Here is a 25,300-nt window from a genome sequence, read left to right on the forward strand (position 1 = left end):
AGGAAGGCGTCGCAACGTCGCGAAAAATGCGCCCTCGCACGAGCTCCTCCGAGCAGCGCTTGCGGGGATGAGCGCGTACATTCCGAAGCTTCCACGTGGGTCGCATGCACCAGCAGAGTTCCGAGCTCGCATCCGCAGGGGCATTTTCTCCGCTCGTCACAACGAGCGCGCTCTCGCACGTGCCGCGTTGCCTCAAGCTACTAGGGCCCACGTCCAACGCGACCGAAAGCGTGCAGGCCATACGTCACGCCATTTCGCGAAGTGGCGACCGCCTCGATGGGGAGCTCACCGCACTCCTTGCCGAGCCCAATTGGCGCATTCAATTGGTGGGCGCCGTGGCCTTGCTCGTGGCGGGCTCCAACGCGCACCGTCAACGCGCTCTCTGGGCAGCTTTCGATCAACCAACATGGATATCCCCCGAACTCGCCGCCGTGGGGCACCTCCTCGATGCGGACTTCGACGTGCGAGCCCGGGAGCGCATCGAGGCAGCCATCGAGCGCGGCCTCGATGCCGTCCATGCGGAGTCGGCGAAGGCGACCATGGCGTTGGTGCGGCTCTGCGAATGGCGAGAAACGGCCGCCCCGTGGATCCGCCAATGCACCGAGAACGAAGTGCTTCAGCAGATTGCGGCCCGAGATATCCACGACGGTGGATCCATCGCACGACGCTGGGCACGAGGGATCAGCGCGCTTGTCCCATCGGTTCGGCGAAACACGAGCTCCGAGCTTGCGGCCATGTGGCATGGCACGATGAGCGGGCGCGTGCAGGATGCGGTTCGCTTCGTGGACGATCTGCTCGCCGTACTCTCCACCGTGCAAAGGGTCGAGGCCCAGGCTCACGGTCGGGCTGCGGTTGCGTTCACCGTGGGCCGGGACACGACGTGGATCTGGATGGACACCGCGCACGGGAGCTTTCGAACCGTGTGTGCAAGACTGGCCGTCGTTTTCGGCGAGGCGGCGGGTAGCCCTCCGATGCTCTACGGCGGGCATGTCGTGGCGCCGTCCCCTGGGCCCCTCGATGGCCTCGACGTCGAGATGACCATGAAGAACACGCCGGGCGAAGCATGGTTTCGCTTGATCGCGCGATCGAAGCCAACGGACCCGATGGCGGATGACCTTCGCCTTCACGGCATCGAGCTTCGCGTCCACGAAGCGTGGACCGTGAAACGCTTCGGCGCGCGCAACACCTGGATCGCGCACCCCGTCGAGTACAGGGACTGGCCACCCGACGAAGCGCCCATCTCGGTGGCCTTCATCGTCCACGACACGGACGACTCCGTGGACGCATTTGCGTCACGATGCATGGGGCAGCGGGTCCGCCAGGGTCATCCCGAGCGATGCGATGCTCAGATTGCAGGCGCGAATGCCTCTGGTTTCGCGTGGACGGACGGCATTCTCTCCATCGAGAGCTACTTCGTCTCCGTCATATCGGGCGAGGTTCTCGAGATCTCTTTCTCCGCCGAGCCCCAGCGATTGCCGGGGGGCGATTCACCTCCGGCGGTTCGCATCGCCTTGTCCCTCTACGTCGACATGACGCTGGGGCGAACCCCCGTTGCCTGATTTGTGAAGGGTCCAACTTGGCGCTAGAAGCCGACGCATGTTCTCGCTTTCTCGCAATGGGCTTGCCCTAGGATTCGTGAGCTCACTCGGTCTCGTGGCCGCGGCATGCGCTTCCCGTGCACCATCGCTCGCGCGCCCGCCCGTGTCCGCGACATCGGCCCCGGCAGTCGCAGCGTCAAAGGTGCGGCTCAATCACGTCCTGGGGCAGTTCGACGAAGAGACAGCGACGGCGATCGCAAAGAACCCCTTCGTCACGGAGACCTTTGCAGGCACCATGCTTTCGACCACCGAGGCCGACGGTCGTTCCTGGACAGGCTTCTACGTGACCGGTCGCGAGACCTACGTCGAAATCTTCGGTCCGCAACCCAAAAGCCGGACGGGGGAGAGCGGGATCGGTCTGGGCGTCGACAAGATTGGCGAATTGGACGCCTTGGCGAACAAGGTTCGGAGTCCAAGCATACCGATCCCGGTGAGAACGCTGAAAATCAACGATTCGGACGGAAGTGAGATCCCCTGGTTCAAAGCTGCGACCGTGATACCCGAGGGCAATGGCACCTGGCTCGAGTGTTGGGTCATGGAATATCTGCCCGAGTTCATGTCCTGGAAGTTCGCTGCCGTTCGCAGTGGTCCCGAGGACATCACGCGCGCGACCTTCAACGCGAAAAAGTACCGCCCCGAGCGATTGCTCCGAGATGTTCGTGGAGCGCATTTCTTTGCGCCCTCCCATGAACGCGACAAGTTTGCCGAGTCGCTGGCCGCCTTTGGATGGGTGGCCGTTCGCAACGGCGAAGACGCCATTGCCACGAGCGACGGCGTCGAGTTGCGCGTCACCGCCGACCCCGTGCGCCGGGGGTTGGTCGAGCTGCGTTTCGCCCTCACGCGACCGACCCACCACGAGTCCATGGCCCTCGGCCATTCGACGCTCGAAGTCGGCCCCGATGCCACCGCCGTGTGGCGTTTCGCGCCAGCGCAGCAGTAGAGCCAGAAATAGTTCCGTACCGAATGATCCCGCGGTGTTTCAGCTATCGCGTTGTTTTGACATCGACCGAGCGCCCGCTCTGGGGTAGTCATCGGGTGTAGTTCCAATGAGGCGAAAGGCTTCTCATCGAACTAGAAGCATTGTTGCATGGGGTGGAACACACCAATGCATCGGCATTGCCTTGTTGAGCCACGAACAATCATGCACATTGCCCTGGGACCCATGAAAGGGCCGGGAGAACCTGAGGGCGGGTGAAGGTCGGCTCGGAGCGGGAGATTCGGGCCGATGCTGCCGAGTGCTACGGAGCTAAAGTACTTTCTCGAAATCGCCAAAACCTCGAACTTGTCGCGGGCCGCCGTGAGGCTGGGCATTACGCAGCCGGCGCTTACCCAGGCGATGAAAAAGCTCGAGGCTTCGGTGGGGTCGAAGTTGCTCTTACGCACCCGCACCGGTGTGCAATTGACCAAGGCGGGCGAGCGGACCGCCGGGCGCGCGGCTCACTTGCTCGAGATGTGGGAGTCCGTGCAGGCGGCGGCCAAGGCCGATGATACGGAAGTCAAAGGGCGGTATCGGCTTGGATGTCACCCTTCGGTCGGGGCGTACATGCTTCCGAAATTTTTCAATGATCTCACCGCGCAAGCGCCGGGCATCGAGATTCAATTGGCCCACGATCTATCACGCCGGATCACCGAGGCGGTCATCGATTTTCGTATCGATCTGGCGTTCGTGGTCAATCCGGTAGTGCACCCCGATCTCGTGCTCAAAAAACTGGGCACCGACGTGGTGACCGTGTTCGAGGTCGAGCGAGGGCGCTACGAGCACGATCTCTTTGGGGACCCCGAGCTTTTGCAGACGCAATACGTCCTGAAGAAACTCGGTGCGCGCTCACTGCAGATCCGACGTTTCATCGGATGCCCCAGTTTGGAAGTGATTCGTGCACTCGTCGCATCGGGCGCGGGGTTTGGAATTCTGCCCTCGCGTGTGGCTCGATGTGGGCCCGGTATGCGCCTGTGTCCCGTTCCGGCGATGCCGACGTTTCACGACGAGATATATCTCATTTACCGCAACGAAGTACTGGCCTCGCGCGCGGGTAAAGCGCTGGTGGGCATTGCTTCGGCCGCGCTCACGGGTTGAGCCTCGGTCTTCGAGTGCTCCGCTCTTTTGCGCGCACAGGTATAATTATTACTTATTGCAGTCAGTGACGCGATGAATTCGTCTTGGTGGTGACATCGCGTTAAGTTGAGTCGCCCTCTGATTTCACGAGGCAACGACAAACCATACCATGCACACGACCCAAACGTGTTACGGCACCCGTCCATCGACAGGGCTCGATATCGCTGCACCCGAGGAAGCGTGGGCTCTCGGCACTCAGCTCTTGATGCACGTCATGCGCGTTCGCCGCGTGCCCGCGGCCGGCGTCTCGTGCGGCGACTCGCCCTGCGCCGAGTGCCTCGCACCGCACCTGGCCCGCGTGGTGTCGGCCATCGCGAACCGCGAGCCCGTCTCCTTCATACTTCCGGCATTTCCGGGAAAGTCGCCCAATCCGACCAAAGTGCTCGGCCCCATGCCCGACATGGCCGAACAGCGCTCGCTCGAATTCCTCGCGAGCCTCTGCGAGCGGATCCGGCGCGAGTATGCGCCCGGTGCGCGCGTCGTTCTCTGCTCCGACGGGCGTGTCTTTAACGACATCGTCGGGATACGCGACATCGATATTACCGGCTACCAGCACGAACTGTCGGCGATGATATCTCGCATTTCATCGTCGGCGCTGGCCACGTTCAACCTCGATCAAGTCTTCGCGGGCCTCTCCTTCGAGGCCATGCGCGAGCGACTCATGCAGGAGTACGGCGAATCGCTGGAGGCCCTGCGAGATGCCGTCCGCGCCGGAGGGGAGCCGCACCGCCTCTATTGCGGAATCACGAGATTCCTCGTGGAGGACGCCACGCGGCCGGATGGTACGGCCTCGCGCAGCGCCCTGCAGCGCGAATGCCGGCGCCGCGCCTACGAGGTCATTCGCCGCAGCCAAGCGTGGGGCCGGCTGCTCGAGGTGCATTTTCCGCAATCGGTGCGACTGTCGATTCACCCGCAGACCTGCGGCAGTGAAAAGCTCGGAATTCACATGATGGAGACGGCCGACAGCTGGCTCACCCCCTGGCACGGCGTGGCCGTCGACATGGGCGGGCACTTCGTTTTGCTCAAGCGCGCCGAGGCGGAAGCACTCGGCGCACGCGTCGTCGCCCACGAGGGGCGCGCCAGCCACTACGAATTGACGGGTGCATCATGACCATGACGTACGACACCATTCCCGTAACGCCCTTCGGCATGATGATCCGTGCCCGCGGGATCGAGCGCGACCCCTGCGAACTTCGCATTGGTCCGCTGCGCGACCTCGCGCGAAAACACCATTTGCTCGTCTTGCGCGGTTTTCTTCCCTTCGACAGCGCCGACGCCTTTGCCGACTACTGCGGACGCTGGGGAGAGGTGAGCATCTGGCCTTTCGGCAAGGTGCTCGAGCTCATCGAGCAGGACGATCCGCAGGACCATATCTTCGACAACAACTACGTCCCGCTGCACTGGGACGGTATGTACCGGCCGCAGGTCCCCGAGTTTCAAATGTTTCACTGCGTGCGCGCGCCCTTGGCGGGGCAGGGCGGGCGAACCACCTTCGCCAACACCGTGCTCGCGCTCGAGCGTGCGCCCCTCGCCACGCGCGAACTCTGGAAAAGGGTGACGGGTACCTACCATCGTAAAATGGAATTTTACGACAGCAAGACCATCTCGCCGGTGGTGACGCCCCACCCCGATCGCGGGTTCCCGGTCATCCGCTACAACGAGCCGGCTGCCGCGGACGACGATAGCTTCGTCAACCACCCGACGCTCGAATTCACCGGCGTCTTCGCCGACGAACTCGTCGAATTCCACCGCAGCCTGCAGGCCGCGCTTCGGGCACCGGAGAATTACTATGCGCACGCCTGGCAACCCGGCGATGTCGTCATTTCCGACAATTACACCTTGCTGCACGGCCGAGAGGCCTTCGTCTCCCGAGCCCCTCGCCACCTCCAACGCGTGCACGTGTTGGGGGACCCTCCGTTGAACAACCCTGGCCTGGTGTCGTACCAATGAATCGCTTGCTGACCGGCGAGGAATACCTCGAAAGCCTCCGCGATGCCCGCAACGTCTACGTGAACGGCGAGAAGGTCGCCGACGTCACGAAGCACCCTGCTTTTCGCAATTCGGCGCTCTCCATTCGCCGCATGTACGATGCACTGCACGATCCCGCGACGTCCGACGCGCTCACGGGCGTCGACGTCTACGGGACTCGGACGCACAAGTTTTTCAAGCCGAGTCGCAGCAGCCAAGACCTTCTCGATGCGCGGGAGGCCATCGCGATCTGGTCGCGTTTGGGCTACGGATTTCTCGGGCGCACGCCGGACTACAAGGCGGCCTTCATGGCCGGCCTGGCGGTCAATTCCGAATATTATGGGCCCTTCGCCAAGAACGCCGTCTCCTGGTACCGCGAATTCACCGAGCGGGCGCTGTACCTCAATCATGTGATCATCAATCCTCCCATCGACCGAAAACGCCCCATCCACGACATGGAGGACGTCTTCATCCGGGTCGTGCGCGAGACCGATGCGGGCATCGTGGTGAGCGGCGCGAAAATGCTCGCCACCGGCTCGGCCATCACGCACGCGAGCTTCGTCGCCCCCGTGGCCTCGGCCGTGCTCGAGTCGGGCAAGGCGGAGGACTTTGCCACGGTGTTCTTCGTCCGCATGGACAACCCGCGCGCGCACCTGCTCTGTCGAACGCCGTATGCGCGCAGTGCGCCCTTCGATCAGCCGCTGGCCAGCCGCTTCGACGAGAACGACGCGGTGCTCGTGTTGGACGAGGCCTTCATCCCCTGGGAAGACGTCCTCGTCTACCGCGACATCGAGCGCTCGACGGGGTTTTACGCCAAATCGGGTTTCGCCAATCTGTACAATTTCCAATCGGGGATTCGATTGGCCACCAAGCTCGATCTCATGACCGGGCTTCTCTCGCGCGGCGCCCGTGTCAATGGCACCGACGTGTTTCGCGGCGTGCAAGCCGCCGTCGGGGAGATCATCACCATGCGCGACATGGTGTGGGGGCTCACCACCGCCATGGCGTACGATCCCGAGCCGAACGCCGGCGGCACCGTGGTGCCCAAGCTCGAATATGCGTCGGCCATGCGGATGTACAATGCACAGATCTGGGACCGCGTGCACGCGCTCTTCGAGACGCACCTCGGCGGGGCGCCGCTGGTCGTTCCCTCCAGCCACCGCGATCTGCAAAATCCCGAGCTTCGCCCCCTCATCGACCGCTTTTACCGCGGATCCGATGCCAGCGCGCTCGATCGCATCAAGCTGTTCAAGCTGGTGTGGGATGCCATTGGCACGGAGTTCGGCGGGCGCCACGAACTGTACGAGCGCAACTACTCGGGCAACGGTGAGCAAATTCGCCTGGACGCTCTGAAGTGGGCCACACGGCGCGGGTCGATTCAGCGTTGCGAAGCCTTCGTCCAAGAGTGCATGGACGACTACGATCTGCAGGGCTGGACGCGCGGACCGTGGGTCGCGTAAACCTCCTCGTCCTTCTGGGGGCGCTCTCGGCCTTGGGGCCGCTCACCATCGATTTGAACCTTCCCGCGTTTCCCGCGATGGCGGCGGATCTCGGTGCGAGTGCTGCGCGCATTCAGCTCACTTTGACGGCATGCTTGGCGGGGTTGGCCCTCGGGCAAGCGATGGGCGGCCCGCTGAGCGATCGCTACGGTCGCCGAGGGCCGCTCCTCGCGGGGCTCGCGGGGTACGTCCTCGTCTCGGCGCTCTGTCCCTTGGCGGGCTCCGTGGCATGGCTCATCGCGCTTCGTTTCGCGCAAGGACTGGCCGCCGCGGTGGGCATCGTGATCGCGCGGGCCATCGTGCGCGATACGCACTCGGGAAAAGATGCGGTGCGCGCGTTTTCCATTCTCGTCATGGTGCTGGGCGTCGCGCCGATCGTGGCGCCCATCGTCGGTGCGCAGCTGCTCCGGATCACCTCGTGGCGCGGGGTGTTCTCCGTGTTCGTCGTCTACGGCCTCGTGGCCTGTGCGGCGGTTGCCAAAGGGTTGCCGCCGCTCCCCGCGCCGTCACACGCGAACAGCCTTCGCCGGACCTTGGGGACCTTCAAGTCGCTTCTCGGCGATCGCACGTATGCCACGTACCTGGCGGCGGTGAGCCTGACCATGGGGGCGTTCTTTTCGTATTTGTCCGCGTCGTCGTTCGTGCTCCAAAAGGGGTTCCATCTGACGGCGCAAGAATACAGCCTGGCCTTCGCCGTCAACGCGTGTGGTCTGCTTGGCACGGGGCAATTCAATCGGTACCTCGTGCAGCGCATTCCGTCGAGCCGGCTGCTTCGCTATGGATTGACCACCACCGCCACCGGCGCGGCGACGCTTCTCGTGGCGGCAACCAGCGGTGCGGGGCTGCCGCTCCTGCTTTTGGGCATGTTCATCATCGTGTGCAGCGTGAGCATGGTCATCCCCAATGCCACCGCGCTGGCCATGGAGAATTACCCCCACGCGGCGGGCAGTGCGTCGGCGCTGCTCGGCGTTTTTCAGTTTCTTTCCGGCGCGATCGTCGCCCCCATCGCGGGGCTCGGTCGCGACGGAACTCCGCTACCCATGGCCATCACCGCGGTCACTTGCGGCGCCGGTGCACTGGCCATCGTCACGAGAAACCAACGGGAGAAAGTATGATCATCACGAGACCCCTCACCCTTGCCCTGGCGCTCGGCTTGGCGGGATGCGCTGGCGGTGCGCGCAATGCGCACGTCGTCACCGAGACCACGGGAGCGACCGCCCACGACTACGCGCCGGTCGCCCGCGTGTTCGGCAAGCAAGGGAAACCCTTTCCGGGCGGATTGTACAAATTCGAATTTCCGCGCACCGACTTGAAGTTGAGCGTGCGCGGACTCGACTTGTCCTCGTCGCTCACGCATACGACGTCCTTCATCTTTTACCCGATGAAGAACGACCAGGTCATGGTGATGGCCGACTTCGTGGCCACCGAGAACGAGGCGCAGGCCGTGATGAGCAAGCTCTCCGGCACGCAAGTGAAGATGGCCGCGATGCACAAGCACCTCCTCAGCGAGGAGCCTCGTCTGCTGTGGATTCACCTCATGGCCGACGGCGACCAAGTCGAGATTGCGCGCTTGGTGCACGGTGCGCTCGCGCAAACGGGGGCGCTGGGTGCGTCGCCGCCCAAGCCGGTGGCGCACACCGTGGACACGGCCAAGTTGGACCAGATTTTGGGCGCCACCGGGGTGACCGATGCAGGCGTGCGCCATTACCTCTTTCCGCGCAAAGAGAGCATGAAGATGCGCGGGATGTCCGTGCCGTCCACCTTCGGCGCGATGGCGTCGCTTCGCTTCCAGCCGACGGGGGAGGGCAAGGCGGCCATCAATGGCGATTTTGCGATGCTCGCCGACGAGGTGCAAGGCGTGGTCGACACCTTGCGGGCGCACGGCATCGAAATCGCCGAGCTGCACCACCACGATTTGTGGGACGAGCCGCGCCTCTTCTATTTGCACTTTTGGGCCAACGACGATGCGGTCAAGCTGGCGCGGGCACTGAAGGCTGCGCTCGAAAAGACCAACGTCGGCCCCACGTGAGGACCACCGCGTATAGAAGAATGAAGGTGTTGTGATAGACGAGTTCGAGCCCATGCCATGAGCCGATGGCAAAGAGCCCGAACATGTCGGGCATGTGCCGGCCGGTGACGAAGCCGATCGGCCATGCCAGCGTGCATACGGCGAATGCTCCGAAGAGGGCCCTGCGGGTCGTGCGCGGGAATTCTTCCGCGTGGTGAAGGGCCACGATCGCCAGGGGGACGAGCCACACCCAATGATGCGTCCACGAAAAGGGCGATACCATGGTTCCCGTCAAGCCGCAGAGCGTGATGCCGAGCAGGGTATGACCCGCGCGATGCACAGCCGCGGCAGTGGTGAGTCCGACGCCGGCGGTGGCCAGGCAGAGAAGAAGCCACGGTAGCTGGGCGGGGCGGCTTTCGTGGGTGAGTCGGGTGACCAATCCGCTCAAGGATTGATTGACGCACGTTCCATATTCGCCAATCCGCGATGCATGGGCGAAGGTGCCGGTCCACCATTGAAGGGAATCGGCGGGGGCTACCAGAAAGCCGAGGGCGACGGTGCCTGCAAGGGCCAGGGTGGCCACCACGGCGGCGCGCGGGCGTCGGGTGCATAGCAAATAGATGATGAAGATCCCCGGCGTGAGCTTGATTCCTGCGGCGATGCCCACCGCGGCTCCTTGCCAACGTTGCCAGCGGGGCGTGCGCGCGATGCCGAGGTCCCAAAGGATCAGGGCCATGAGCGCGATGTTGATTTGCCCGAAGCAAAGGGTCAAAAGCACCGGCTCCAAAAAGAGGAATACGGCGGCCAGGCCCAAGGTGGCATACCGAAGCTGTCGCCCGTCCAGGTGACCGAGCGCGCGCAGGGCGACCCAGATGGTCCACGCGAAAAGGAGCAACTGCGCCATGGGCGCGAGCAGATCGACCAGCCACCAGGGTACCCACGCGAGGGGGACGAACACGAGCGCCGCAAAGGGCGTGTAAACGAAGGCGAGTTTGTAGCCGCCGGACGCGAGGGTGTAGAGCGGGGTGCCGGAAAGAATGGCCTGGCCACCGTCGCGGTAGGTCCGCAAATCGACCATGTCCAGAAGCGGATAGCGCATGGGCATCGTGTACGGATGCAGCGCGATGAGCGTGGCCAGGAGCACGGTGCCCCCCACGGCGAGGCCCCAGCCATGGCGGGCGAACCACGCGAGGGACGGCGGCAATTGCGGCATGATCAGTGTCCTCGAAGGTTGCGGCAGTCGAACAGCACTTCTGGACTGCCCGGCGGGCCGGTGGGCTCTGTGGGGTTCTCGTAGTCGGCAGGTGGGACGGGTTCGCAATGCGACTGGACCCACGCCTGCCGTTCACGGGCGACGGGGCCCCCCATTTTTCCGTGAAAGCCGCCGGTCAGCACATAACGCAGATGGCCCGCGGCGATGGCCGCGGCGAGTTCGTCCACGGTGGGCATGGCCGCCGAACCGGTGAATCCGCCCATGGGAAGCACGCTGTACCCAGCCCGCAAATAGGGTGCGGCGGTGTTGGCGGTGGGGACGGCGAACACGTAGCGTTCACCTTGGTGATGGGCCGCAACGTAGGCGATCAAGGTCGTATTCGGCGTGCTCATATGCATATCCCCGACGCTGACGGGAATGTGCACGTGCGCAGGAAAGCCATGCAGTGCGGCCATGGTCTTCGAGGTCAGCGGACGCACCGGACCGGCCACCGGGCTGATCGTCGAGAGGCCCTTCATCGGATTTCCCGATGCGGCAACCGCCCAATGGGCCGGGGCGAAAAGCATCGCCGCGGCCGCGATGGGCAGCGCCACCCGTGGCCGCTGCCGAAGGGTCAAAAGTACGCACGCGACGAGGGTGAGCGCGGCGACGGCGGGCCATACCCACGGCAGATACTCTTTCTCGCGCAAGGAGAGGGACACGGCGCAAATGCCGGTCGCGGCCACGGCAGCGGGAAGCCCGCGTCCCAGTCGAGCGCCCGCCGCCCATGGCTCGGCCAGGGCGACGAATCCCGCACCGGTGAGGGCCGCGATGGCCGGCGCCAGGGTGGCGGTATAATAAGGATGAATATCCGACGTGGTGGAGAACTCGACGGCGTGCACGAGCAGCCAACTGCCCCATAGCAGCCATCCTGCGCGGCGCGCATCGGTGCGCGGGCTACCCCGGCGCAATGCGATTCCCACGACGAAGGCCAGGGCCGCGAACGGAACGAGCCAGCCGATCTGCGGCCCTAGCGTCGCGCCGAACAGGCGATCCCAGCTCGATTCGCCGGCGAGCGCCGCCATGATGGGCGCGTTCTTCCCTAGTTGGATGAAACGCCCCAATCCATTATAGCCGAAGACCATTTCCCAAACGGAGTTGTGCTCCGACCCATCGACGTAGGGACGCGCGCTCGCGGGGGTGAGCCAGAGCAGCAGGGGCCAGAGCAGGCTGATGCCGGCCATCACCACGAGTGCGGCACCGCCGCGGGTAATGCGCTTTCCCAGCGAGCCAGGCGCCGCGACGAGGTACGCGAGGCCGAAGCTCGGCACGACGGCGAAGGCCTGGCCCATTTTCACCTGGAAGGCGAGGCCGAGCCAAACGGCCGCCGCGAGGAGCGGGCGCAGGTGACCCGTATGGGTGGCCCGCAGCATGGCGCGTGCTGCACACACTTGGCAAAACACCAGCGTGGTGTCGGGGATGTTGATGCGCCCCAACGCGATCGTGATGGGGGTGAGCGCAAAGACGAGCCCTGCACCGAGCCCCGCCTTGGCGCCGGCCCACGCGCGAACGGTGTCGAACAGCATCAACACCGTCGCACCGAACAGCAGCGCTTGCGGAAGTGCGATGGACCAATTCGAATAACCGAACAGTCGTGCGCTGAGCGCTTGAAGCCAAAAGGCCCCTGGCATTTTATCGAGGGTGATGCTTCCCGCCGGATCCAGCGCGCCGTACACGAAGGCGTGCCAGCTGTCGCTCATGCTGCGTACGGCGGGCGCATAGTAATAATGAGGATCCGCACGATGGACGCCCCAGAACAGGAGCGCGAACGCGCCCGCCGCCAGGCACCCGGCCGCAATGGCCTCGCGCGACATGGAAATGCGTTCGCGCCGTGCATACGCGCTCTCGGCCACAGACATCGCCGTCCCTTTCGATGAAAGGGATTTATAGTGGAATAGCGCGGATAACGCTGGCTAAATCATGATTATCGTGGGCATTCGCGAAAGTTATATGTGTGTCGAGTTCGCGGGGCGCTTTTGCAACCACTGCCCAAACGCTTCCAGCGCTTCTTCGGCGCCGCGCCGTCCGACGCCGATGCGGAAGCGGTCCGACGGGGTGGGCGTGAGCTCCGATCGGTAGATGCTGGAAGGTAGCAAGAGCACACCCGCCTCTTCGACCAGCGCTTCGCAAAAGGCTTCGACGCCGTCGTTTCCGAGGTAGCGGGGAAAGCCTACGCAGCCGCCATCGGGCGGCGCCCACTCGAAGAGGGAGGGATATCGCGCGAAGAACGCTTCGAAGCGCGGCAGGTTTTCGGCGACGATGGCTCGATTGCGCTTCAAGATTTTCTCGCGCGATTTGAGGGCAATCCGGGCCAGGATCTCGCTCGGCGCCGCATTGCAAATGGACGTATAGTGCTTGGCGCGCTCGAGCCGGGAGATGACCGTGCGGTCGCGGCACGCAATCCACCCGATGCGCAAACCTGGCAGGCCGAGGGCCTTCGACAGGACGTTCAGCGAGAGCGCGCGCGGTGAAAGGTCGGCTGCCTGGGGAAGCATGCGCGAAGGATCGCGTTCGAGCCCGCGGTAGACTTCGTCGCTGAAGAGGTGAATGTCGCGCGCATCGCACAAGGCGGCGAGGCGCTCGAAATCGGCTTTGGGGATGACCTTGCCCGTTGGGTTGTTTGGAAAATTGACCGAGACGAGCTTGGTATTCGGCAAAAGCGCGGCTTCGATGCGGGCGATGTCCAATGCGAAATCGCGGTCGGCCTCGAGCGCGACGCCGGTGACTTCGCACTGGGACAGCGGTACGGTCTCCGCGGCCTGGTAATTCGGAGTGACCACCACGGCGTGATCTCCGCGTGCGAGCAGGACCTGCATGGCGAGGTAGAGGCCTTCTTCCGCCCCCGCAAAACAGAGGATCTGCTCGGGCGCGACGCCGTCGTACGTCGAGGCAATCAGCTCGCGCAGGCGTGGATCACCATGGGTCTGCGTGTAGCCGAGACGCAGGGTCGACCATGCCTCGCGGTCCTCGTCGTCGGCCCAATCGAGCAGTTCCGCCATGGACATGCTTTCCGCATCGGACGCGGTCAAATGGTAGCGGGCGGCGAATTCCCAGCGTGAGAAGTGCGTTTCGAGTCGGAAATCGGGAAGTGCGGTCATGGCTCGGTCCTTTTGGTCTCCGTGAGCAAGGTATAAAGCGTCGAGCGCGAGACGCGCAGCGCGCGCGCAACGAGGGGCACGGCCTTGCGCACTCGGAAAACGCCCCGCTCTTCCAGGGCCGTGAGCACGGCGAGGCGGTCTTCGCGCGTGAGACGTTCGACGGCGCGGCCGCTTTCGCGCACGCAGGCATCGATGGTCTGTCCGACCCACTCGACCCAATCGCGTTCGACCAGCGGCTCCGGCGCCGCCGCCGCGGGGGCTGCAAACGCGGCCAGCACGCGCGCGGCCTCCTCGAACGACGTTCGCTCGAAATTGATGCAAAGCACCACGTCGTCCAACATGGCACTCACCGACGACAACCGGCGCCCGCCCGCGAGCAGCTTTTCGTACGGCCCGTACACATCGGGCTCCGACGGCGTGAGCGTGTCGAGCTCGCCCAGCAGGGAAGGCTCGCCCGCTTCGCGCCCGGACAGCGAGCCCCAGATGCCGAGCACCGTGTCGCTCTTCCGATCGTGCACCACCACCTCCGCGTGCGGCCCCAAAAGACGCACGATCGCCCGGCAAACCGGCGACCACTGCCGAACCAAGGCTTTTTCCCGAGCACGACCCATCTATCGGACGTTATGTCCGATCTGGACGAATTGTCAAATTCAAGGCTGTTGAAGCGCCAAGACGCCAAGGTCGCCAAGATTGATTTGATGTGTCGGAGCGCGCCGCTTCACCAACCTCCAACCCTTGGCGTTCTTGGCGTCTTGGCGGTTCGATTTTCTCTCTCTTAGCGTGTGCCTTGTTGCACGAATTTCTGAACTTGCTCGACGTTGGCTTTGTCGATGAAGCCGGGGCCGGTCAACACGGGTTGGCCGCCGCCCACGGTGGTGCCGTTCATTTTGTACAGTTTGAGGAACGACACGGGCAGGTAGCCTTGCAAGAAGGGCTGCTGGTCGATGGCAAAGAAGATTTTGCCCTGGGAGATGCTCGAAAGGACGTTTGCGTCGATGTCGAACGTCGCCAAGGTCACCGTGGGGCGCTTGGCTCGTTCGGCGGCGTTGACGGCGGCGGTGGCCACGGCGTTGTTGAGCGTGAGCACGCCATCGATGGTGGTATCGGCCTGCAGCTTGGCGGCGATGGTGGCGGTGGCCGCGGTCAGGTCGCTGATGGAGACTTGCAAATGCTCGAGCTTACCGAGACCCTGCTTGGCCCCGGCGCAGCGCTCCTCGAGTCCGACGTTGCCCGCCTCGTGAATCACGCAGAGGACGCGTTTGAGGCCTTTTTTGGCCAGCCGCTCGCCGGCCGCCTGCCCTGCGATCTTTTCCATCTGCCCGATGTGCGTGAGCGCGCCATACTCGGCCGATTTTTCGACCCCCGAGTCGATGGTGATGACCGGAATGCCCGCGCGGATCGCTGCCTCGATGGACGACTTCAGCGCCTCCGGATTGGCCATGGAGACGATGAGGCCATCGACCTTCTGGCTCACGGCCGCATCGATGAGTTGTGCCTGCTTCTGCGGATTGCCCGAGCCCTGGTACGTCACCTTGATGCCGAGATCTTTGCCGGCCTGCTCCTCGCCGGTCTTCACGACATCCCAATATTTGTCACCGGCATTGGCATGCGACACCAATGCAAAGGTCAATTCCGGGGTGGGCTTCACCGGTTCGCTGGTGGCCGCCGTCGCCGTCGCGTTTCCTTTGTCCTTGTTGCAGGCGATGAGCGCGAGGGCGGCAAATGTGAACGCGGCGAGGGCCCTCACGGCTGCACCTCGGACATTTGCACGGGGCGACCCTCGCGGCGCGAGCGCTCGCACGCTTCGGCCACGAGGAACGCGGCCAAGCCGTCGGCCGCCGAACACGGTGTCTCGATCCGTCGCGCCGCGACGTCGAGGAACACGGCGAGCTCGCGCTCGTAGGCTTTGCGAAATCGCTCGATGAATCCCGGGTACGGGCTGCCCGCCGGAAAGCGCGCCTCGGGTTCGACGGAACGGAGGGGCGTGCGCTCGTCGAGCCCAACCGCGATGCTCTGCTTGGAGCCCAAGGCTTCCAGCCGGACGTCGTAACCCATGGTGTTGTACATGCTGGCCGAGACCGCGGCGAGGGTACCGTCGTCGAAGGTGAGCAGGACGGCGGCCGTGTCGAAGTCGCCCGCGTCACGGATGTAGTCGTCTCCGCGGTTGGCCCCCGTGGCGTACACGCTTACGACGTCACGGCCGGTGACCCAGCGAAGAACGTCGAAATCGTGAATGCTGCAATCGCGGAAGATGCCCCCCGAGGTCGGCACGTACGATGGCGGCGGTGGCGCTTCGTCCAAGGTGCACGCCCGCAAAGTGTGAATCCAGCCCAGGCGTCCGCTTTGAATGGCCTCGCGTGCGGCGATGTATCCGGCGTCGAAGCGGCGTTGAAATCCAATTTGCACCGGCACGCGTGTTTTTTCGACGTGCTCGAGCACGGTGAGCGTCTCCCCCAAGGTTGGCGCCACCGGTTTCTCGCAGAAGACCGGAATACCCGCCTCCACGGCCTGCACGATGAGCCCCGGGTGCGCATCCGTCGCGGCTGCGATGACCAGGCCGTCGAGCTTTTCGCGGAACAGATCGTCGACGCGATCGGCTGCGCGAGCACCGACCTCACCCGCAATCTGACGCGCGCGCTCGGCGTTGGCGTCGGCGATGACCAGTGTATCGATGGCCGAGAGCTGCCGAAGCGTCTTGGCGTGAAAGGAACCAATGAGCCCAACACCGGCAAGTCCGATTCGCATGGTGCACGTCCCCTGCCCAAAAGGGTCGTTCACCGCCCCGGGGGTGTCAAGGCGCGAAATGCGTTGCGATAGGCTTTGGGGCTCGTGCTCACGATCCGCTGAAAGGCGGTTCGGAACGTCGTTGGCGAGCCGAAGCCCACGTCGTAGGCGATGCGTTCGATGGACTCGTCCGTCGTCTCGAGCAAACATTGGCCCCGGCGGACGCGCGCGCGAAGTAGGTATTGCAACGGCGTCGTTCCCGTCTGTTCCCGAAAGCGCCGGCACAGGGTGCGGACGCTCATCCGCGCGCGGCGTGAAATATCCTCCAGCGTGAGCGATGCATCGTCGTTGCGTTCGAGCCAGCGCAACACGGGCTCGAGGGAGGCGCCATGGGCGTCGGGCGTGGGGGGCTCGTGGGCAATGAATTGCGCTTGCCCGCCGGTGCGTTCGAGCGGCATCACCGCCATGCGCGCGGCATCGGCGGCCACCGCCGAGCCATGATCGCACCGCACCATGTGCAGGCAGAGATCGAGGCCGGCGGCGGCGCCCGCGGAGGTGAGGATGCGGCCGTTGTCCACGAAGAGCACATTCGGGTCGACCGCGATCTTCGGATAACGTCGCGCGAGCTCGGGTGCGCCCAACCAATGCGTCGTGGCCCGCAGTCCGTCGAGCAGTCCGGCCTCGGCCAGGATGAACGCCCCCGAGCAGATCGAGGCCACGCGCGCTCCACGGCGGGCCGCACGCTGCAGCGTGCGAAGGATCGCGGGGGGGGTAGCGTGCCGCGGATCGGCCACTCCCGGCACGAAAATCGTGTCCGCCGTGTTCACGGCGCGAAGTCCCCACCGTGCGCGCAGGTCGAAGGCACCGGTGCGAACGTCCTTGGTGGCGGCGCACACGCGCACGTCGTAGGGGGCTCGTCCATCGCGCAGCCGAACGCGCGCGAAGAGATCGCACGGGAGCGCGAGATCGCTGGGCACGACGCCGTCGAAGGCGAGGATGGCGATGGTATGCATGCGTTCTGCAGTTTGGCACGAAACGAGCGATGTTTGGCATTCTGGCCACTGGCCGAGACCGGTGCCTCGCGCATAGTCGGGGGAGCCATGGTGAGTCTCTATCGCGTGTTCCTCTTTTTGAAGTTCGCGGGCGTGCTCGCGTACGCGGGTGGATTGGCCGGCGCATTTCTCGCGAGCGAGATGCCTGCGCGCAAGCGCGCGGTTCATGCCATTGCGTCGCCCGGCTTGGTCCTGACGTGGGTTGCCGGCAGCATCATGGCCAGCCAATTGGGGGTCCGCATGACGGAGTTGTGGATTCTGGGCGGCCTGCTGCTGTCGTTCTTTTCGCTCCTGGGCCTCATCTACAGCGTGTCCCGCGATCGCCGTACCCCCGCCGCGTTCTCGGTCGTGGCGCTTCCATTGCTCACCGTGCTCGCGCTCATGGTGTTCCGGCCGACATGGTCGATGCTGGGGGCCCCATGAACACGCTCGCATGGTTTCGCGCCGTGGCATTCCTCGAGGGGCTCTCGCTGTTGGCGCTCTTGTTCGTGGCGATGCCGTTGAAGTACCTCGCCGGCATGGCCTGGATCGTCCGCATCGTGGGAAGCGCCCACGGTCTGCTCTTTCTGATGTTCGTGGCGATGCTCTTTCAAGTCGCACTGGAGCGACGGTGGGCGTTGTCCAAGGGACTGCTCGCATTCGCGTCCAGCCTCGTGCCCTTTGGCACGTTCTTCCTGGACCGCGCGTTGCGTCGTGAGCGCGACCGATAGCCATGTAGGACATACGACGCCTGGTCCGAGTCAACCCCGCGTTGACAAGGGCGGTCGCGTTGAAATGCGGGGAATTTCGGCCAAAACGCGCCTGCGCCCGGTGGCATTGTCATTGCGATGACAGGTCACCATGATGAAATCCCTCCTCTCCAAATCCATTTTTGCAACGGCAGGTACCCTCTTCGTCATGGCGCCGCTCTTCGCGGGATGCGCCGCGGATAGCCAGGACCAACCCGAAGACCTGGCCACGCTCGACGACGACGTCACCATCGACGACGGAAAGGACGATCTCGGCCCGGAGGGCGAAACGCCGGACGACTTGGATGCGTTCACCAGCGACGAATCTGCGCTCGACGAAGCCGTGATCGTGGGTGAAAAGTTGGCGGCGACTTCGGACCTCAATCTGCGCAGTGGTCCTTCCGCCACGGATTCCATTCTCGAGGTGGTCCCGGAAGACGCCGACGTGACCGTCGAAGCGGCGGCCCCCTCGGGTGGCTGGTACCAGATCAAATTCGGAGACAAGACGGGGTGGGGCTCCGGCATGTTCCTGTCGAAGCACAACGCCGGCTCCGCGCCCGAGGAGATTGGACCCGAGGAGCAGGACGCCGACGGCACGTTCGATCTCTCGGAGGTGGATTCCGTGTCCACGATGGCCGCCGGTGGAACCAATGCCGTCAAGCGCGCGCAGGAGTGGGTCAAGGCCAAAATCCCATACTGCGGCGGCACCAACGGCGGGCACGATTACATCTGCGGAGGCACGTGCCGTCGGCCGCACAACAAATGGGACAAATACCGATCCGATTGCTCGGGCCTCGTCTCATGGTCATGGGGACTCAAGGCGCCGGGACTCACCACGAGCGGCTTTGCCCCGTACGCCGGCAAAAAGAGCTACGTGATCAAGCCGAGCAAACTCGCCCCCGGTGATGCGCTGAACAACAGCTCCCACATTTTCCTTTTCGCCGGATGGTCCAACAAGGCCAAAGGCCTCGCCACGATCATCCAAGAATCGGGTTGCGGAAAGGTCGCGCAGAAGGTTCGAACGACCTTGAAGGTCACCGGATCGAAGAAGGATCGATTCCTCTCTTCGCGAAGTGGCAAAGTGTTTTTCCCCATTCGTAAACGCTGAATCTAGGAAACCTCCGACAGTAAATCTAATTATGTTTCTGCTCCAGCGTGAGGGCATCGACAACCAAGTTTTTCGCCCTCACGCATAAGTTCGTCTTATGTTTATTTGTTAGAAATTGCGAAATATCGTTCCGCCTCCTTTCGAACCATTTGCGGAAGGAACGGTGACAGTATGCAAACAGGACGAATCTGGTGGGCCGCGGCGCTCGTGGGATGTGGCGCCGTGGGATGCAATGCGGCGCACGATGATGCGGGTACCTCCACGCAAGTATCGTTGAACGAGGAACAGGCGGCGCTCGATGTGGAGCGCTACGATCTGGCGGCGGAGTACGATTGGGAGAATCGGCGGCTCGTCGCTTCCGTGAAGGTCACCCTGGACGCGACGAAGACGCCGCCCGCGCTTGTCGTGCTGGATAGCCGCGTGGCGGTCACGGGCGTGCGGCTCGATACGGGGGAGGCATTGTCCTTTTCGGAGCAACCGGGAACGCTGGCCATCGACTTGGGGACCCACGCCGCACCCGGCGTTCACTTCATCATCGATTACGAAGCGTCACCGCCCATCGGCTCGGGCCAAAATGCGACGTCGCCCTTGACGGCCATCGAGTCGCGCCCGGGGGATGCGATTGGGTCGCGTGTGCTTTATACGCATTCCGAACCGGAGAATGCTCGCTTCTGGATGCCAAGTCACGACGCGCCCGAGGATCGTGCGTACTTTTCCATCGATATGCGCGTTGACGACGGCGAGCAGCTCGTGGCCAATGGAGATTTGGTGGAGGCTGCCAACGGTCGCACGAAGTATCGAACGGCCTACACCATTCCGACGTACCTGATGGCGTTTGCACTGGGCGAATTCGGGGTGGAACGAACCCGCGGTCCGCACGGGCTGCCCATCTCGGTGTGGCACCGCCCGGGCCTGCCGGGCGCGTACCAGCCGCTCTTGGGCTTGCTCGATCGGATGGTCCGGCGCTTCGAAGGCTTGCTCGGTGTGGCGTATCCCTTCGAGAAATACTCACTCGTGCTCTTACCGGATTTTCCCGGTGGGGAGGAGCACGCAAGCATTACCTTCCAGGGTGAGATATTAACCTCGCGGGCCGACCTCGAACGCGACGCGCGCCTGACCACGCACGAACTCGCGCACCAATGGTTTGGCGATCTCGTGACCGTCGAGGGGTGGGATGATCTCTGGATCAAGGAGGGCATGGCGACGGTACTCCAGTGGGAAGGCACCCGTTCCTTTTTGGATCGCGATGGCTCGGACCCGCGCGATGGCGACATGCGCGCCGTGTCCGCTGGGGAGGCGGTGCGCGACCCATCCATCGAGCCATCGGCGAAGTACGATTCGGGGCCCTATGATCGCGGGGCCTGGGTGCTCACGCAAATGCGCACGCTCGCGGGCGAGCGGGCCTTCTGGGCCACCGTGCGCCAGGTGCTCACGCGCCATCGTTTTGGGGCGGTGAGCACGGATTCGTTTCTCGAAGCGTTTCGCCCGGTGCTCGGAGACGCAGCCCTCGTGGCCATTCGCCGCGCAATCGGTGCAAAGGCACTTCCGACCCTCGCCATCGAGCCGGTGGCGGGTGGCGGCAGGGTGACCTTGCACGATCCCGAGGGCACGCTCCTCGTGCCCATGCGGTTTGCATGGCATCGCGCAGGTGGTGCGGTGCAGACGTTCGAGCTCGTCCCGGGCGTTCCCACCGACATCGTGCGAAACGCGCCGGAAGACTTGCTCGTGCTCGATCCGCGCGACGTGCACCCGGCATGGTCGCTTTTTGCCAGCGATGGCGCGAGCCAAAAGGCATTTTCCGAGGCGATTGCCCCTTTGCGAATTCCCTTCGGCGGGCGCGCCCGTGAGCGCTTTTCCAATGTGGGAGGCACGCACCAATTGACCGCATTGCTGGAAGGAACACTGCCAACGATGCGTTCCTCGGAATTCCCCGAGTTTCTGCGAGGGCTCGATTCGGATGCCGCCCGAGCCACGGCGGTGGCCCGCGCATGCGCCTTCGCGCCATCCGACACGGGCAGCGGTTGGGTGCCCGTTCTCGAACGTGTGTTGCGTGAGCAACCGTTCCCCGGCGGCCTGCGGCGCTCGCCCTTCTTTTACGAAGCATGCAGCCGGCTTTTCCCTCCGAGCCAACTCTTTCCGCGCGCCTGGAGCTCTCTGGGCGAGGGGCTGACGTCGCCGGTGCTCGACGAGGCCCAGGTCGCGTACCTCGAGAAATTCACCGCGCCGCCCGAAGAGATGCTCCGTGTATGGTCGGCCGTGGTCCAAAAGGGCTATTCGACGCGCACGCGTTTCGAGGCGGCCTTCGTGTTGCACGAGTTCTCCTCGAATCCCAACGCCATCTCCGAGGCGGAGCGCCCGGTGTGGCGTGAGCGAATGGCGCAGCTCGTGGCCGCGGGCCAGGTGCCCTTCGTGCTGGAGTCGCTCATTCCTACACTCGGAAATGTCGCAGGTGCGAGTGCCGTCGAAAACGCTGCGGGTCTCCGCGCCCTCGCCGCCGTCCTCCATATGCGTGGCGTGCCGCAAAACCATCGCGACGCGGCATGCACGGCCTACCGATTGACCGCCCAAGAGGACACCGCTTGGCGCGCGTTCGTGGAAAGCGTCGCGAACGCCGAGATCCATCCGTCGGTGCGCGCCATCCTTCGGGATCCCGCGTCCTCGTGCGTGTAATTCGCACATCGTTCGGTGGGTGCGGTCGTTTATGACATTTGATTCATAAATGCGAAGGCCTAGGGTCATAAAGACAAGAGCGTTCGGATTGAGTCGTTCTTGCAGCGGCCCCATGAGGCCCAGTGTGTCTGCGAGAGCGCTTGCGAACCCGTTCATTGCCCCACAATGGAGGATATTCATGAACCGAGCGTCTTTCGTGAAGGTTGCCCTGGCCCTCTCGTGTTTCGGATTGGCGAATGCCGCATGTGCCATGCAAAGCGAGGAAACGTCGTCGTTGGAGACGGGCACCACGCAGCAGCCCGTGGTCGGCGGAACCCGTGCAAGCAAAGGGGAATTCCCGTGGATGGTGCGCCTGGGGGATACGCCGGATCAGACGGCGCCCCCCGCGTGCGGCGGCGCGCTGTACACGTCGCAAATCGTGCTGACCGCCGCCCACTGCGTCGGTGACACGGGGCCGGATGCGAGCATCACGGTGCTCGCGAACGCGATCGATGTGCGGGATCGCGCGGCAGTGAAAATCAAATCGACGTACGTACACACGTCACCCACGTATGCCGCGGGCAAAGGCGGGGATTGGGCCCTGGTGAAATTGGCCAAGCCCGTCCCCAATGCGGTGACCCTTCCGATTGCGACGAGCGCGACATACAACCAGGGAACCTTTGGCGTGGCCGGTTGGGGCAATACGACGGACGGGGGAAACAACTCGAGGTACCTGCTCAAAGCCGAGGTGCCTTTCATCGACGACGCGAAATGCAAAACCGCGTACTCGAACCTAAAGGCCGACGCGGAAATCTGCGCCGGCAACTGGGACCAGGGCGGCGTCGATACCTGCCAGAATGACTCGGGCGGGCCCATGTTCCGCAAGGACGACGCGGGCGCATGGATTCAAGTTGGCATCGTGAGCTGGGGCATCGGCTGCGCGCTCGCCAAGAAGCCGGGGGTCTACACGGAGGTCAGCGCTTACGCTTCGGCCATCGCCGAGGCCGCGCGGGGACTGCCCTGAGCCGAATCGTCTGATACAACCGGGGCATGCCCCAGAACATCGCCGCCACCCACGCATTTCGAGGACTGCACGACGCGCGCACCGGCTTCGTGATGCCGAATGCGTGGGATGCCGGGAGCGCCATCGTGCTCGCGGAGGCGGGGTTTTCGGCCATCGCCACCACCAGTGCCGGCGTCGCCTTTTCACTCGGCCGCGCCGATCACTCCGTTCCGCAAGGTGCCACCGCCGTCTCGAAGGAGGAGATGTTCGAGCGCATCCGCCAGATCACGGCGGCGGTCGAGGTGCCGGTGAACGGCGATCTGGAAAACGGCTACGGCGCGCGCCCCGAGGCCGTGGCCGAGACCATTCGCCTCGCGATCGATGCCGGGCTCGCCGGCGGCAACATCGAGGACTACGAGCACGGCGCCTTGTACGACGAATCGCTTGGCGCCGAGCGCATCGCTGCGGCGCGTGAAGTCATCGCCAAGAGCGGTACCTCGTTCGTTCTCACCGCACGAACCGACGGGCTGCTCCTCGATGCTCCGAGCTCGCTCTCCGACGCCATCCGCCGCGCGAATCGCTATCGGCTCGCCGGCGCGGACTGCCTCTTCGTCCCCGGTGTGAAGGACCTCGGCGACATCGCCACCATGGTGCGCGAGATCGACGGCCCCGTGAACGTGGTCGCGGGCCTCACCACCACGGCCCTGACCATCGCCGATCTTCGCGCCGCAGGCGTGGCCCGCGTGAGCCTCGGTGGCTCCTTCGCCCGCGCCGCCTTGGGCTTCCTCCGCGAGGGCGCGCGCGAACTGTTCGAACGTGGCACCTTGCACTTTGCCGAAAAGCAAATATCGCAACGCGAGCTGAATACTCTGTTTGCCAAACATGATCGCTAAATCACTCGGCAAGAGCGTTTTACAAAGAGAAGAAGGTAACCGCCAGGACGCCAAAGCCGCCAGGATCGCCAACGGAAACGACCATAAACCAAAAGAAGAGTTTATGGTCGGTTCACCTGGCGATCCTGGCGCTCTTTTTTGGCGTCCTGGCGGTTTATTCTTCTCTTCGTGACCGGTATGAATGCGTATGGTCCACGCATTCGACCCCTCGAGCCGATCGAAGCTGACGCACCGCGATCTTCCGCGCTTCGAAGGGCCGTCGCTTTTTCATGCCGTGGGGCGCGCGATTTGCGAAGCGGAATGCCTTCCGCGGAAGGAGCTCTTCGAAGCATGGGAGGTCGCGCGCCGCATTCGCCGTCGATTTCGCGGGGGGCGCGTGGTGGATCTCGCGTGCGGGCACGGTCTTCTCGCGCACCTTCTCCTCGTGCTCGACGACACGTCACCCACGGCCGTGGCCGCCGACGTGCGCATCCCCGAAAGTGCGGCCAAGGTCACCGCGGCGATGATCCGCGCATGGCCCCGCCTCGCCGGACGCGTCGATCTTCAGGCGCTCCCCATGGCCGCCGTCGACGTGCGCGCGGGCGATCTGGTCGTCTCGGTGCATGCGTGCGGGGCGCTGACCGATGACGTGCTCCAACGCGCCCTCGCGGTAGGCACGCGCGTGGCGGTGCTGCCTTGCTGCCAGGACGCGAAGATTGGTGACCAAGGAAGCTTCGGCGGCTGGCTCGATGCCCCCTTGGCCATCGACGTCGAACGCGTCACCCGCCTGCGCCTCCACGGATATACCGTCCGCACCGAGCAAATCCCGGAGGCCATCACGGAGAAGAACCGCCTCCTCCTCGCCGAGCCGCCCCCCGCGTAGAATACGGAGGGCAACCATGCACTTATCCCTCTACGACGTTAGTGTGCCGGCGCTCCTTCGCATCTTGGAGAACTTGGGCCTCATTCTCGAAAAGGCTTCTGCCTTTACGACGCAGCGCGGAGTGAGCGCGGAATCGTTACTGGAACGACGCCTCCGCCTCGACATGTTCCCGCTTTCACGTCAGGTGGAAATTCTCGTTTGCGGTGTCAAAGGTGCGGTGGGCCGGTTGGGAGGTCGCGTGGACCCCAATACGGAAGCTCCAGAGTTTGCCGTCTTCAATCGCGGTGACGCGTCCTCGTTCGGCGAGGGGTGGACATCCTTCGAGCCACTCCGGGCCTTGGTGCAAGAGGGTGTTGCCTATTTGAGAACCTTCTCGCCGGACGAGATCAACGCCGCCTCGACATCCATCACGGTTCGCAAGCTAGGCGAGGAGCGCGTCTTCGAGACGCGTGCGTTCGTGCTCGAATGCGTTCTGCCCAACGCGTACTTCCATATGGGCATGGTCTATGCCCTATTGCGCTCAGCCGGGGTGGAACTCGGAAAGAAGGACTTCGAGGGGCCGCCGGCGTATCGCGTCAAATTCTCGTGATGCGAAACGCCTTGCGCGAGCGCAAGGCGCACACACTCATGCCGATATGTGAGTGCCCACACAAATTTAAGGTTGGTAGCGAATCGTTGTTGATCCTTGAAGGGTTGTGCAATAGTCACATTGACGCCTTCTACCATGGGGGCTTGACCGCGGTGT

Annotated in this window: 24 protein-coding genes; 17 read left to right on the top strand and 7 right to left on the bottom strand. The window is 64.0% G+C overall.

Annotated features, from left to right (window positions below; genetic code table 11):
* Positions 1-104: 104 nt before the first annotated feature.
* The 8 genes from LVJ94_50950 (at position 105) to LVJ94_50985 (ending at position 9,207) form a co-directional block, all read left to right on the top strand.
* Positions 105-1,559: a hypothetical protein gene (locus tag LVJ94_50950; protein ID WXB05204.1), complete on the top strand. Its 1,455-nt coding sequence runs from the start codon at positions 105-107 to the stop codon at positions 1,557-1,559.
* 37 nt (positions 1,560-1,596) lie between these two features.
* Positions 1,597-2,538 carry a DUF5829 family protein gene (locus tag LVJ94_50955; protein ID WXB05205.1) on the top strand — a complete coding sequence of 314 codons (942 nt, stop codon included), beginning with the start codon at positions 1,597-1,599 and terminating at the stop codon, positions 2,536-2,538.
* A gap of 285 nt (positions 2,539-2,823) precedes the next feature.
* Complete coding sequence (locus tag LVJ94_50960; GenBank protein ID WXB05206.1) at positions 2,824-3,672, top strand: LysR family transcriptional regulator; 849 nt, start codon at positions 2,824-2,826, stop codon at positions 3,670-3,672.
* Positions 3,673-3,820: 148 nt separating this feature from the next.
* Positions 3,821-4,822 (top strand): isocyanide synthase family protein, encoded by a 1,002-nt coding sequence (locus tag LVJ94_50965; GenBank protein ID WXB05207.1) that lies wholly within the window; start codon positions 3,821-3,823, stop codon positions 4,820-4,822.
* Positions 4,819-5,661, top strand: coding sequence for a TauD/TfdA family dioxygenase (locus LVJ94_50970; protein ID WXB05208.1), 843 nt, complete (start codon positions 4,819-4,821; stop codon positions 5,659-5,661). Before LVJ94_50965 ends, LVJ94_50970 begins: the two co-directional genes overlap by 4 nt.
* The gene (locus LVJ94_50975) at positions 5,658-7,139 is read left to right on the top strand and encodes a 4-hydroxyphenylacetate 3-hydroxylase family protein (protein ID WXB05209.1); all 1,482 of its coding nucleotides are present in this window, start codon (positions 5,658-5,660) and stop codon (positions 7,137-7,139) included. Before LVJ94_50970 ends, LVJ94_50975 begins: the two co-directional genes overlap by 4 nt.
* Positions 7,127-8,293 carry a multidrug effflux MFS transporter gene (locus LVJ94_50980; GenBank protein ID WXB05210.1) on the top strand — a complete coding sequence of 389 codons (1,167 nt, stop codon included), beginning with the start codon at positions 7,127-7,129 and terminating at the stop codon, positions 8,291-8,293. The genes LVJ94_50975 and LVJ94_50980 overlap by 13 nt, the downstream gene beginning before the upstream one ends.
* On the top strand, positions 8,290-9,207 hold the full coding sequence (locus LVJ94_50985; protein ID WXB05211.1) for a DUF1259 domain-containing protein: 918 nt from the start codon (positions 8,290-8,292) through the stop codon (positions 9,205-9,207). Before LVJ94_50980 ends, LVJ94_50985 begins: the two co-directional genes overlap by 4 nt.
* On the opposite strand, the gene LVJ94_50990 is transcribed toward LVJ94_50985, so the two are convergent.
* The 7 genes from LVJ94_50990 to LVJ94_51020 all read right to left on the bottom strand — a co-directional run bounded on the left by LVJ94_50990 (position 9,149) and on the right by LVJ94_51020 (position 17,273).
* Positions 9,149-10,399, bottom strand: coding sequence for a glycosyltransferase 87 family protein (locus LVJ94_50990; protein WXB05212.1), 1,251 nt, complete (start codon positions 10,397-10,399; stop codon positions 9,149-9,151). The two genes, LVJ94_50985 and LVJ94_50990, sit on opposite strands and share 59 nt — an antisense overlap.
* A gap of 2 nt (positions 10,400-10,401) precedes the next feature.
* Positions 10,402-12,297 (bottom strand): glycosyltransferase family 39 protein, encoded by a 1,896-nt coding sequence (locus LVJ94_50995; GenBank protein ID WXB05213.1) that lies wholly within the window; start codon positions 12,295-12,297, stop codon positions 10,402-10,404.
* Positions 12,298-12,384: 87 nt separating this feature from the next.
* Positions 12,385-13,536: a pyridoxal phosphate-dependent aminotransferase gene (locus LVJ94_51000; protein ID WXB05214.1), complete on the bottom strand. Its 1,152-nt coding sequence runs from the start codon at positions 13,534-13,536 to the stop codon at positions 12,385-12,387.
* Positions 13,533-14,147, bottom strand: coding sequence for a helix-turn-helix domain-containing protein (locus LVJ94_51005; protein WXB05215.1), 615 nt, complete (start codon positions 14,145-14,147; stop codon positions 13,533-13,535). Before LVJ94_51005 ends, LVJ94_51000 begins: the two co-directional genes overlap by 4 nt.
* Positions 14,148-14,311: 164 nt before the next feature.
* Complete coding sequence (locus LVJ94_51010) at positions 14,312-15,283, bottom strand: sugar ABC transporter substrate-binding protein (protein WXB05216.1); 972 nt, start codon at positions 15,281-15,283, stop codon at positions 14,312-14,314.
* Positions 15,280-16,281 (bottom strand): Gfo/Idh/MocA family oxidoreductase, encoded by a 1,002-nt coding sequence (locus LVJ94_51015; GenBank protein ID WXB05217.1) that lies wholly within the window; start codon positions 16,279-16,281, stop codon positions 15,280-15,282. Before LVJ94_51015 ends, LVJ94_51010 begins: the two co-directional genes overlap by 4 nt.
* A 29-nt stretch (positions 16,282-16,310) precedes the next feature.
* The gene (locus LVJ94_51020; protein WXB05218.1) at positions 16,311-17,273 is read right to left on the bottom strand and encodes a helix-turn-helix domain-containing protein; all 963 of its coding nucleotides are present in this window, start codon (positions 17,271-17,273) and stop codon (positions 16,311-16,313) included.
* Between the two features lie 87 nt (positions 17,274-17,360).
* On the opposite strand from LVJ94_51020, the gene LVJ94_51025 reads away from it, so the two are divergent.
* From LVJ94_51025 to LVJ94_51065, 9 genes are all read left to right on the top strand, one after another.
* A complete protein-coding gene (locus LVJ94_51025) occupies positions 17,361-17,735 on the top strand; it encodes a hypothetical protein (GenBank protein WXB05219.1) in 375 nt (124 codons plus the stop codon).
* Positions 17,732-18,022 (top strand): DUF3817 domain-containing protein, encoded by a 291-nt coding sequence (locus LVJ94_51030; GenBank protein WXB05220.1) that lies wholly within the window; start codon positions 17,732-17,734, stop codon positions 18,020-18,022. Before LVJ94_51025 ends, LVJ94_51030 begins: the two co-directional genes overlap by 4 nt.
* Before the next feature lie 130 nt (positions 18,023-18,152).
* Positions 18,153-19,148, top strand: a complete 996-nt coding sequence (locus LVJ94_51035; protein ID WXB05221.1) for an SH3 domain-containing protein — start codon at positions 18,153-18,155, stop codon at positions 19,146-19,148.
* A gap of 171 nt (positions 19,149-19,319) precedes the next feature.
* Positions 19,320-21,818: an aminopeptidase gene (locus LVJ94_51040; protein WXB05222.1), complete on the top strand. Its 2,499-nt coding sequence runs from the start codon at positions 19,320-19,322 to the stop codon at positions 21,816-21,818.
* A 178-nt stretch (positions 21,819-21,996) separates the two neighbouring features.
* Positions 21,997-22,821 carry a serine protease gene (locus LVJ94_51045; GenBank protein WXB05223.1) on the top strand — a complete coding sequence of 275 codons (825 nt, stop codon included), beginning with the start codon at positions 21,997-21,999 and terminating at the stop codon, positions 22,819-22,821.
* A 26-nt stretch (positions 22,822-22,847) separates the two neighbouring features.
* On the top strand, positions 22,848-23,693 hold the full coding sequence (locus LVJ94_51050; GenBank protein WXB05224.1) for an isocitrate lyase/phosphoenolpyruvate mutase family protein: 846 nt from the start codon (positions 22,848-22,850) through the stop codon (positions 23,691-23,693).
* On the top strand, positions 23,683-23,865 hold the full coding sequence (locus LVJ94_51055; protein ID WXB05225.1) for a hypothetical protein: 183 nt from the start codon (positions 23,683-23,685) through the stop codon (positions 23,863-23,865). The genes LVJ94_51050 and LVJ94_51055 overlap by 11 nt, the downstream gene beginning before the upstream one ends.
* 15 nt (positions 23,866-23,880) lie before the next feature.
* Positions 23,881-24,555 (top strand): SAM-dependent methyltransferase, encoded by a 675-nt coding sequence (locus LVJ94_51060; GenBank protein ID WXB05226.1) that lies wholly within the window; start codon positions 23,881-23,883, stop codon positions 24,553-24,555.
* 16 nt (positions 24,556-24,571) lie between these two features.
* Positions 24,572-25,144 carry a DUF1993 domain-containing protein gene (locus LVJ94_51065; GenBank protein WXB05227.1) on the top strand — a complete coding sequence of 191 codons (573 nt, stop codon included), beginning with the start codon at positions 24,572-24,574 and terminating at the stop codon, positions 25,142-25,144.
* Positions 25,145-25,300 lie beyond the last annotated feature (156 nt).

The sequence above is a fragment of the Sorangiineae bacterium MSr11367 genome, assembly GCA_037157805.1.
Classification (GTDB): Bacteria; Myxococcota_A; Polyangia; order Polyangiales; family Polyangiaceae; genus Pendulispora; species Pendulispora rubella.